The organism is Streptomyces sp. NBC_00162 (assembly GCF_024611995.1).
Lineage (GTDB): Bacteria > Actinomycetota > Actinomycetes > Streptomycetales > Streptomycetaceae > Streptomyces.
In genome coordinates, this window is the sequence record NZ_CP102510.1 from 174365 (window position 1) to 186247 (window position 11883).

Below are 11883 nucleotides of genomic sequence, written 5' to 3' on the forward strand. Positions count from 1 at the left end.
CGGGCGCACACCGCGCCCGGCCCTCCCGTCTTCTGCCGAGGCCTCGGTTCAACGATCTCCAAGGATGCCCAGATGAGCAACGCCCAGGTGAACAGCGGCACCGCTGCCGCACCCGTGCCCGTCGCCGCGGACATAGCCGCCCGGCTGCGGGAGACGATCGCCGGACTCCTGGAGATCGGCCCCGGCTCGGTGGACGAGAACCGCTCCCTCCGGGACCTGGGCATGACCTCCGTCTCGATCGTGGCCATGCTGGAGAGCGTCTCCGCCTGGCTGGGCCGCCCCGTCCCCGCCTGGGTCGCCTGGCAGTACCCCACCGTGGCCGCCCTCGCCGGCCACCTCGCGGGCGACGAACGGCCCGCCGCGCCCGGCGCCGCAGCCGCCCGCGCCCGCGGCCGCGCGCACGCGCAGGAGCCCATCGCCGTCGTCGGCCTCGGCTGCCGGCTGCCCGGCGGCATCGAGACCCCCGACGCGCTGTGGCAGAGCCTCCTGGACGGCGTCGACGCCGTACGCGAGGTCCCCCGCGACCGCTGGAACGCCGACGAGTGGCTCGACCCCGACCCCCGCGCCCCGGGCCGGATGACCACCCGGTGGGGCGGCTTCCTCGACGACGTCGCAGGCTTCGACGCCGAACTGTTCCGCATCTCGCCCGCGGAAGCCCGCCAGATGGACCCCCAGCAGCGCATGGCCCTCGAAAGCGCCTGGGCCGCCATCGAGGACGCCCGGATCGTCCACGGCGACCTCGAGGGCACCCGCACCGGCGTGTTCATGGGCACGATGGCGCAGGAGTACCACCTGGCCACCGGCGCCGACCCGCAGAACATCGAGACCCACTCCGCCACCGGCTGGGACAACTCGATCATCCCGGCCCGCATCGCCTACACCCTCGGCCTGCACGGCCCCGCCCTCGCCGTCGCCACCGCCTGCAGCTCCTCGCTGACCGCCACCCACCTCGCCGTCCAGAGCCTGCGCTCCGGCGAGTCCGACCTCGCCCTCGCGGGCGGCGTCAACGTCATGCTCAGCCCGAACACCACCGTCGCCATGACCAAGTTCGGCGGCATGAACCCCGACGGCCAGTGCCGCGCCTTCGACGCCGGCGCGGGCGGCTACGTACGCGGCGAGGGCTGCGGCGTCGTCGTCCTGCGCCGCCTGTCCGACGCCCTCGCCGAGGGCGACCGGATCTACGCCGTCATCCGCGGCAGCGCCGTCAACAACGACGGCGCCTCCAACGGCCTCACCGCCCCCAACCCCCGCGCCCAGGCCGAGGTCCTGCGCGCCGCCTGGCAGGACGCCGCCGTCGCCCCCCGGCACGTCTCCTACGTCGAGGCCCACGGCACCGGCACCCTCCTCGGCGACCCCATCGAGGCCGAGGCGCTGGGCACCGTGTTCGCGGAAGGCCGCGAGGAACCCCTGCGCATCGGCTCGGCCAAGACCAACTTCGGCCACCTGGAACCCGCCGCGGGCGTCGTCGGCCTGATGAAGACCGCCCTCGCCCTGCACCACGGCGAACTCCCCGCCAGCCTCCACTTCGAGACCCCCAACCCGCACATCGACTTCGAGGCCAACCGTCTCGAGGTCGTCGCCGACCGCCGCCCCTGGCCGCACGCCGGCCGCCGGTACGCGGGCGTCAGCGGCTTCGGCTTCGGCGGAACCAACGCCCACGTCGCCCTCGAGGAGGCCCCCTACCGGCGGCGCCTGCTCGTACCGCTGGCCGCCGACACCGACGAGGAGCTGCACGAGGCCGCCGAGGCCCTGGCCGCCCGCGCCCGCGGCGGCCACGGCTGGTACGCCCCCGAACTCCTCGCCCGCGCCACCGGAGCCCAGCGCATCGTCGCCGCCGTCACCCACCCCGACGAGCTCGCGGACGCCCTGCGCGAGGGCCTCGACACCCGCACGCCGCGCACTCCGGGCACCCGCCCCTCGCTGGCCTTCTTCTTCTCCGGCCACGGCTCCCAGTGGCTCGGCATGGGCCGCGACCTGCTCGCCGAACCCGCCTTCCGGACCGCACTGGACGCCTGCGACACCGCGATCTCCGAGGTCACCGGCTGGTCCGTCACCGAGGAACTGCTCGCCGGACCCGACACCTCCAGACTGGACCGCACCGACGTCGTCCAGCCCGTCCTGTTCGCCGTCCAGGTCTCCCTCGCCCGTACCCTGGAGGCCTGGGGCCTGGAGCCGTGCACCGTCTTCGGCCAGAGCATCGGCGAGGTCGCCGCCGCCGTCGTGGCCGGCGCCCTGCCGCTGACCGAAGGCGCCCGCCTCATCGGCACCTGGTCGCAGCTCATCGCCGAACGCGCCGCCGGCCAGGGCACCCTCCTGCTCTGCGAACTCCCGCTGGAGCGCGCCCGCGAGCTCGTCGCCCGCCACCCCGGCCGGATCTCCCTCGCCGGCCACCTCGCCCCCGGCCAGACCGCCCTGTCCGGGCCGCTGGACGCCGTGGCCGCCGTGGAACGCGAGCTCGCCGACGCCGGAGTGCGCTGCCAGCGCGTCCACATCGACTACGCCTCCCACAGCGAGCAGCTCACCGCGCTCGCCCCCGAACTCGAACGCCGGCTGGGCGCCCTGCGCACCGCCCCGGCCGCCATCCCCTTCTGGTCGACCGTCACCAACGGCTTCACCGACGGCACCGCCCTCGACGCCGCCTACTGGGCCCGCAACATGTGCGCCCCCATGCTGATCGCCGAGGCCGTCACCGCCCTCGCCGACGAACGGGGCCTCGCGATCGTCGAGATCGCCCCGCACCCCGTCGCCCGGCACTCCCTCAAGCGCACCCTGACCGCACTCGCCGAGGCGGACGCCGCCGGGAGCACGACCCCCGCCCCCGGCCCCTCCTCGGTGCTGGTCACCGGCCGCCGCGACTGCCCCGCCCGCCGCTCCCTCGAGGACGTCGCGGTCCGCCTGTGGTGCGAGGGCTACGACGTCGACTGGGGCGCCGTCACCGGCCGGCCCCAGCGCCCCGCCCCCACCGCGCCCGTCGCCCTGACCGTCTCCGGCAAGAGCGCCGCCGCCCTCGCCGCGAACGCCGCCGCCCTCGCCGACCACCTGGCCGGCGCCTCCACCGCCACCCTCCTCGACACCGCGTACACGGCCGCCGGCCGCCGCTCGCACCTGGAACACCGGGCCGTGGCCGTCGCCACCACCGCCGACGAGGCCGCAGACGCGCTGCGCGCCCTGGCTCAGGGAGCGCCGCACCGGGCCCTGACCGAGGGCACCGCCCGCCGGGGCGATCTGGCCGTGCTGTTCACCGGGCAGGGCAGCCAGCGTCTCGCCATGGGACGCGTCCTGTACGGGGCCTTCCCCGCCTTCCGCCAGGCCTTCGACGAGGTGTGCGCGGAACTCGACCGCCACCTGCGGATCCCGCTCGTCGCCGTCCTGTTCGCCGACCCCGACGGCGCCGACGGCGCGCTCGTCCACGAGACCGAGTTCACCCAGCCCGCCCTGTTCGCCGTCGAGGTCGCCCTGTTCCGGCAGTGGCAGGCCTGGGGCGTGGAGCCGCGGGTCCTGGCCGGCCACTCGGTCGGCGAGCTCGCCGCCGCGCACGCGGCCGGCGTGCTCGGTCTGACCGACGCGGCCCGCCTGGTGGCCGCCCGCGGCCGCCTCATGCAGGCCTGCGAGCCGGGCGGGGCCATGGCCTCCGTCGAGGCGTCCGAAGCCGAGGTGCTGGCCGTCCTCGCCGACGTGGACGGCCGGATCGCGGTCGCCGGCCTCAACGGGCCGGCGCAGACCGTCGTCAGCGGCGACACCGCGGCCGTCACCGCCGTCATCGGCCGGTTCGCCGACCGGGGACGCCGAACGCGAAGGCTGGAGGTCTCCCACGCCTTCCACAGCCCGCACATGGACGCGATGCTCGACGCCTACCGGGACGTGGCCCGCGAGTGCGCGTTCGACGCACCGCGGATCCCGCTCGTCTCCACCGTCACCGGCACGTGGACGGACACGGACCTCGCACCGGGCGAGGGCATGCGCTCCGCGGAGTACTGGGTCCGCCAGGTCCGCGAACCCGTCCGCTTCCTCGACGCCATGGCCACCCTGGAGCGGGCCGGCATCGCCCGCTACCTCGAATGCGGCCCCGCCGCCGTGCTGTCCGCGACGGGCGCCGGCTGCATCGAGCGCGAGGTCCCCTTCATCGCCTCGCAGCGCGCCGACGAGAGCGACGAGGCCCGCACCCTCGTCCAGGCCCTCGGCGCGCTCCACGTCAGCGGCCAGGACATCGACTGGTGCAAGGTGTTCACCGGCACCTCCGCAACCGTCACCGACCTGCCCACGTACGCCTTCCAGCGCGAACGCCACTGGATCGACGCCCCCGAGCGGGCCCGAGGCGGCCGGTCGGCCGCCGACGACGCGCTGTGGCAGGCCGTCGGGAGCGGTGCGGCCGAGCGCGTCGCCGAACTCCTCGGCGTCGGCGACAGCGTCACCGACAGCACCGCCGTCGCCGCCCTGCTGCCCCACCTGGCCGCCTGGCGCGAACGCCAGGACCACGCCGACACCGTCGCCGACTGGCTGTACGAGCAGACCTGGGAGCCCGCCCGGGCGCTCCCCGCAGCCCCCGCCGCCTCCGCAGGCGACTGGCTGCTCGTCGCCCCCGCCGCGGCGCAGGAGCTGGCCGCCGCCGTCGCCGAGGCGCTCACCGCCGCCGGCGCCACCGTCCACCGCCTCCCGGCCCACGACGACCGCACCGCCTACGGGGCCCCGCTGGCCGCGCTCACCGCGGAACTCGGCGACCGGCACTTCACCGGCGTCGTCGCCCTCACCCCCGCCGACACCACCGCCCACCCCGCCCACCCGGCCACCACCACGGGCGCAGCCCAGAGCCTGGCCCTCGTCCAGGCCCTCGGCGACGCCGCCGTCCGCGCCCCGCTGTGGATCGTCACCCAGGGCGCCGTCCACGCCGCACCCGCAGACCCGGCGGCCCGGCCCGAGCAGGCCCTCGCCTGGGGCCTGGGCCACGTCATCGCCCTGGAACACGGCACCCGCTGGGGCGGCCTCGTCGACCTCCCGGCCGACCCGGCCCAGGCCCTGGCCGAGGCCCCCCGTCTCGCCGCAACTGTTAACGGCGTTAACGCCGTTAACGCTCCGGGCACCGGCTCCGCCGGGGCCGAGGAGCACCTGGCCCTGCGTCCCACCGGCGTGTACGTCCGCAGGCTGCGCCGGGCCACCGCGCCGGCCGCCACCCCCTGGACCCCCCGCGGCACCGTCCTCATCACCGGCGGCAGCGGGGCCCTGGCCGGCCACCTCGCGCAGCGGCTCGCCGAGCGCGGCGCCGAACACCTCGTCCTCGTCTCCCGGCGGGGCCCCGCGGCCGAGGGGGCCGCCGAGCTCACCGCCCGCCTCGAAGCCGCCGGCGCCCGCGTCACCTTCGCCGCCTGCGACCTCACCGACCGCGGCCAGACCCAGCGGCTGCTGGACGCCCTCGACGCCGAGCAGCCGCCCCTGCGCGCCGTCTTCCACACCGCGGGCATCCTCGACGACCGGCTGCTGGACCGCCTCGACACCGAGGCCCTGGCAGCCGCCGCCGCGCCCAAGCTCGGCGCGGCCCGCCTGCTGGCCGAGCTCACCCGCGACCACGCCCTCGACGCGTTCGTCCTCTACTCCTCCGTCGTCGGAGTCTTCGGCAACCTCGGCCAGGCCAACTACGCCATGGCCAACGCCGCCCTCGACGCCCTCGCCGAAACCCTGCGTGCCGGCGGCGTCCCCGCCCTCAGCCTCGCCTGGGGCCCCTGGGCCGACGGCGGCATGACGCACGGCGCCGCCGAAGCCCAGCTGCGCGCCGCCGGACTCGCCCCCATGGCCGTGGCCCGTGCCCTGACCGCCCTGGACTCGGCCCTCGCCTCGGGCCGCTCCCTCGTCGTCGCCGACATCGACTGGCAGAAGGCCGCCGCCGGCTACGGCGAAGCCCGCCCGCGCCGTTTCCTCGACGAGATCGCGGAGGCCCGTACCGCACCGGACACCGCCGCCGCGGGCACCGCCCCGGCCGAAACCGAGACGAACCCGTTCCTGAGCAGCGTCCTGGCCCTGCCCGAGGCCGACCGCGCGGCCCACGTCACGGCCGTGCTCGCCGCCGAGGCCGCCGCCGTCCTCGGGATCAAGGACCCGCAGGCCCTCGACCCCGAACGCGGCTTCAAGGACCTCGGCTTCGGCTCGATGATGTCCATCGACTTCGCCGCCGGCGTCCAGAAGCGCACCGGCGTCACCACCCCCAAGACGCTCGCCTTCGACTGCCCCAACCTGCTCACCGCCACCGACTGGCTGCTCGCCAAAATCGCCCCCGCGGCCCCCGCGGCCCCCGCGGCCCCCGCGGCCCCCGCGGCCGCCCCGGCCGGCCCTCAGGCCGCCCCCCGGTCCGGCCGCGGCGACGAGCCGCTCGCCATCGTCGGCGTCGGCCTGCGCATGCCCGGCGGCGCCCACGACCTCGACAGCCTGTGGACCGTCCTCGCCGAAGGCCGCGACACCGTCGGCACGGTGCCCGCGGACCGCTTCGACATCGAGGCCTTCTACGACGCCGACCCGGACGCGGAGGGCCGTACGTACGCCCGCCACGCCTCCTTCCTCGACGACGTCGCCCACTTCGACGCCGCCTTCTTCGGCATCAGCCCGCGCGAGGCCGAGCCGATGGACCCCCAGCACCGCCTGCTCCTCGAAGCGGCCTGGACCTCCCTCGAGGACGCCGGCATCCGGCCCCGCGAGCTGCGGGACTCCCGTACGGGCGTGTTCGTCGGCGCCGGCGTCGGCGAGTACGGCAAGTACCGGCAGGGCGGCGCCCCCGACACCTACACGCTGACCGGCACCCTGCCCAGCTTCAACGCGGGCCGCCTCTCCTACCACCTCGGCCTCCAGGGCCCCGCGCTGTCCGTGGACACCGCCTGCTCCTCCTCCCTGGTCGCCCTGCACCTGGCCTGCGAGGCGCTGCGCAGCGACGAGTGCGAACTCGCCCTGGCCGGCGGCGTGCAGGTGCTCGCCGACCCTGGTGCGTTCATCGCCCTCAGCCGTTCGCATGCGCTGTCCCCGGACGGCCGCAGCAAGACCTTCTCCGCCGAGGCGGACGGCTACGGCCGCGGCGAGGGCGTCGGCGTACTCGCCCTCATGCGGCTCTCGGACGCGCAGGCCCAAGGCCGCCCCGTCCTCGGCGTCATCCGGGCGACCGCCATCAACCACGACGGCGCCAGCAGCGGCATCACCGCCCCCAACGGCACCTCCCAGCAGAAGGTCATCCGCGCCGCCCTCGCCTCGGCCGGCCTCGCGCCCGCCGACGTCGACTACGTCGAATGCCACGGCACGGGCACCTCGCTGGGCGACCCGATCGAGGTACAGGCGCTGGCCGCGGTCTACGGCGAAGGCCGCACGCCGGGGCGCGAGCTCGGGCTGGGCACGGCCAAGAGCGTCATCGGGCATCTGGAGTCGGCGGCCGGTGTCGCGGGCGTCTGCAAGATGCTCGCCTCCTTCCGGCAGGACGCCCTCCCGGCGACCCTCAACAGCTCCCCGCGCAACCCGAACATCGCCTGGGACGAACTCCCGGTCCGGGTCGTCGACTCGCACACGCCGTGGGAGCGGGACCTGTCGCGTCCGCGCCGCGCGGGCGTCTCCTCCTTCGGCCTGAGCGGTACGAACGCCCACGTGGTGCTGGAGGAGCCCCCGGCCGCCGCGCCGACCGCCGCCCCGGACACTGAGGTGACCGCGTCCTTCCACCCGGTGGTGGTGTCGGGGCGTGACGAGGCCGCGCTGCGGGAGCAGGCCGGCCGTTGGGCGGACTGGGCCGAGGAACGCCCCCAGGTTCCGGTGACCGATGTGGCGGCCACCGCCGCCCGCCACCGTTCGCACTTCGAGTCGCGGGCGAGTGTGGTCGCGGCTGATTCCGCCGCTCTGGTGGAGGCGCTGCGTGCGCTGGCCGAGGGCGTCTCGCACGACGCGGTGGTGACGGGCTCGGCCGCACGGCGCGGCAAGGTCGTCTTCGTGTACCCGGGTCAGGGCTCGCAGTGGGTGGGCATGGGCCGTGCGCTGCTGGCGGAGAACGAGGCCTTCCGTCAGGCGATCGACGCCTGTGATGCCGCGCTGCGTCCGTTCACGGGCTGGTCGGTGCGTGAGGTGCTCTCCGGTGAGGAGGGTGACCACCCGCCGTTCGACCGGGTGGACGTGGTCCAGCCCGCCCTGTTCGCCATGGGAATCGGCCTCTCGGCGCTGTGGCGTTCCCTCGGGGTCGAGCCGTCGGCGGTGGTCGGTCACTCCCAGGGCGAGGTCGTTGCCGCTGTGGTGAGCGGTGCTCTCACTCTGGAGCAGGGCTCGCAGATCGTGGCGCAGCGCTCGCAGGCGGTCCTGGCCTGCGCGGGTCAGGGCGGTATGGCTCTGATCGAGCGCCCGGTGGCCGAGGTCGAGGAGTTCCTCGCCCCCTACGGTGATGCGCTGTCGGTGGCCGCGGTGAACACCTCCGGCTCGACGGTGATCTCCGGGCAGGCCGACGCGATCACGAAGATCGTCGCGGACCTGTCGGACCAGGGCGTCTACGCCCGCAAGATCAACGTGGACTACGCGTCCCACAACGCCCAGATGGACCCGCTGCTCCCCGCCCTTGCGGAGGGCTTCAAGGGGATCCGTCCGCAGTCCGCAGAGATCGCCTTCTACTCCACGGTGACCGGTCAGGTGGCCGACGGCGCCGAGCTGGACGGCACGTACTGGTGCCGGAACCTGCGTGAGCCGGTCCGCTTCGACCGGGCCCTGAACCAGCTCCTCGACGACGGCCACGGCGTGTTCGTCGAGATCTCGGCGCACCCGGTCCTGTCCATGCCGTTGACCGACGGCAGCGCGGAGCGCGGCGGCATCGTCGTCGGCTCGCTCAGCCGCCGCGACGGCACCCCGGCCCAGCTGCTGCGCAACCTCGGCCTCCTCCACGTCCAGGGCCACGACCTCGACTGGGACCTGGTCCTGGGCGCCGGAAGCCTCGTACCGCTCCCCTCGTACGCCTTCCAGCGCGAGCGCTTCTGGCTCCCCGTCTCCCAGGCCTCCGGTGACGCCGGCTCCCTGGGCCTGGAAGCCTCCCGGCACCCCTGGCTCGGCGCGGGCATCGAACTCGCCGACGCCGACGGCCACGTCTTCACCGGCCGCCTCTCGCTCACCGACCAGCCCTGGCTGCGCGACCACGGCGTCTTCGGCTCGGTCATCGTCCCCGGCACCGGCCTGCTCGAACTGGCCACGGCAGCCGCCCACGAGGCCGGGGCCGTCGGCATCGCCGAACTCACCCTCGCCGAGCCGCTGGTGATCGAGGACGCCGTACGCCTCCAGATCACCGTGGGCGCCCCGCACAACGGACGCCGCCCGATCACCCTCCACAGCCGCCCCGACGCTCCCGGCCGCGCCTGGACCCGCCACGCGAGCGGCGAACTGCTGCTCGACCCCGCCGGCCTGGATGCCCCCAGCACCCCGGACGGGTTCGCCGACCTCCGCAGCTGGCCGGTGGCCGGCGCCGAGCGGGTCGGCCTCGACGGGTTCTACGACCGCTTCAGCGCCCAGGGCATCGACTACGGCCCGGCCTTCCGGGGCCTGACCGAACTCTGGCGCAAGGGCAGCACGGCGTACGGGCTCGTACGTCTCCCCGACCCGGCCGCAGGCGCCGAGTACAACGTGCACCCGGCCCTGCTCGACACCGCCCTGCACGTGATGAAGGGCGCGACGGCGGGACAGGACGAACCCGAGGGCGCGCTGCTGCCGTTCGAGTGGACGGACGTCGAGCTGTTCGCGGCCGGCAGCGGAGAGCTCCGCGTCCGCATCGACGTGGAGCAGTCCGCCACCGGCCAGTCCGTCCAGGTCTGGGCCGCCGACGCGGCGGGCTCGCCCGTCGTCCGCGTCGGGGCGCTCCACCTGCGGCGGGCCACCGCGGACCAGCTGCGCGCCGCCCGTTCCACCGGCGCCCAGGACCTGCACCGGCTGGCCTTCCAGCCCGTACCGGCGGCCGCCGCAACCTCCGGGCGCCGCACGGCCGACCTCGTGGTCGGCGGCACCGGGGAACTCGCCTCGCTGCTCGGCATCGAGGCGGTGTCCGGCGTCGAGGCCCTGTCCGTCCGGCTGGCCCAGGGCGGCCCGGCACCCGCCCGAATCATCGTGGACACGACCGGCCGGGCGCCCGCCATGAGCCCGTCCGAGGCCGTGTTCCGCGGCGGCGAGTACGCACTCGTCCTGCTCCAGGCCCTGCTGGCCGACGAGCGGCTCGCCGGCACCGAACTCGTCTTCGTCACCCGCGGCAGCATCGGCGCCGCGGAAGGCGACCTGCTCGACGGACTCGCCTACGCACCCCTGTGGGGCCTGGTCAGGTCCGCCCGCGCCGAACACCCGGGCCAGAGCCTGCGCCTGGTGGACCTCGGCCAGGAGAGCACCAAGGACGCCGTCGAGACCGCCCTGGCCTGTGCCGACGAGCCGGAACTCGCCCTGCGCGGCGGACAGCTGCTGGCGGCCCGCCTGGTCACGGCCGCCCGGCCCACCGCCACCAGCACCGGCGCCGGCGAGATCCGCACGCTCGATCCGCAGGGCACCGTCCTCATCACGGGCGGCGTCGGGGAGCTCGGCCGCGAGGTCGCCCGCCACCTGGTCCGCCGGCACGGCGTCCGGCACCTCGTACTCACCTCACGGCGCGGCGCCGAGGCGCCCGGAGCCGCGGAACTCATACAGCAACTCACGGAAGAAGGCGCGGAATGCGTGCGGGTAGAGGCCTGTGATGTCGGTCGTCGCGATGACGTGGAGAAGGTGCTCGGTCTTGCTGAGGAGGGTCGGCCCTGGACGGCCGTCCTGCACCTCGCGGGCGTCCTGGACGACGGTGTACTCCTCGGCCAGGACGCACAGCGGCTCGCTCATGTGATGGAGCCCAAGATCACCGGCGCCGTCCACCTCGACGAGCTGACCGCCGGCCTGGGCCTGGACCTGGCCGCGTTCGTGTTCTTCTCCTCCGCCGCCGGCACCGTCGGCACGGCGGGACAGGGCATCTACGGCGCGGCCAACGCCTGCCTCGACGCGTACGCGGCCCGCCGCCGCTCCGAGGGCCGCCCGGTCACCAGCCTCGCCTGGGGCCTGTGGCACCAGGCCGGGGTCGGCATGACCTCGCACCTGGGCACGGCGGAACTGGACCGGATGCGCCGCCAGGGCATCGCCCCGCTCAGCTTCGAGCACGGCCTGGACCTGCTGGACGCGGCGCTCGCCCGCCCGGCCGGCAACTTCGTCCCCCTGCAGCTCGATCTGCGGGCCGCGCAGGCCGAGGTGGACCAGGGCAGGCCCGCCCCCGCCCTGTTCCGGTCCCTCGTACGGACCCGGCCGCGCCGTGCCGAGGCCCCGGCCGCCGCCTCCGGCGGGCCGGCCGGTCTGAGGGAGCGCCTGCTGGCGGTGCCCGACGACCAGCGGGCCGACCTGGTGACGGAGCTGGTGCTGCGCGAGGTGGCCGCCGTACTGGGCCTGACCTCGACCGGATCCCTCTCCCCGCAGGAAGTGCTCAAGGGCCTCGGCCTCGACTCGCTGATGGCCGTCGAGCTGCGCCGGCGCCTGGCGACGGCGAGCGGGGTACCGCTGCCCGCGACCCTCGCCTTCGACCACCCGACGCCCGAACACATCACGCGGCTGATCCTGAGCCGGCTGGACCTCCCGGCTCCGGCTCCGGCCGCGGCGGCGGATGCGGATGCGGCGGCGACGATCGGGGATCTCGGCGGCGCTGACAACGGCGCTCACAACGGCGCGGACGACGACGAACGGTCCGTCGACGACCTCAACGCCGAGCTCGACGCCCTGTTCGCGGCCGAGGGATTCGGCCTCGACTAGGCCCCTGCGCCAAGGCCTCACGGCCGCGCCACCGGGCACACCAGGCCTCGTTGACCCGGGCTCAAGTGTTTGCCGATTGGCTGATCCGGTCCCCGTGTTGTG

The 11883-nt window shown here is 75.4% G+C and carries 1 protein-coding gene; it reads left to right on the forward strand.

Annotation, left to right across the window (positions count from 1 at the left end):
- Positions 1-72: 72 nt before the first annotated feature.
- A complete protein-coding gene (locus tag JIW86_RS40670) occupies positions 73-11781 on the forward strand; it encodes a type I polyketide synthase (protein ID WP_257559760.1) in 11709 nt (3902 codons plus the stop codon).
- Positions 11782-11883: the final 102 nt, after the last annotated feature.

Coding starts and splice junctions, on each gene's coding strand:
- JIW86_RS40670 (WP_257559760.1), top strand. CDS start 73: ATGAGCAACGCCCAGGTGAACAGCGGCACCGCTGCCGCACCCGTGCCC.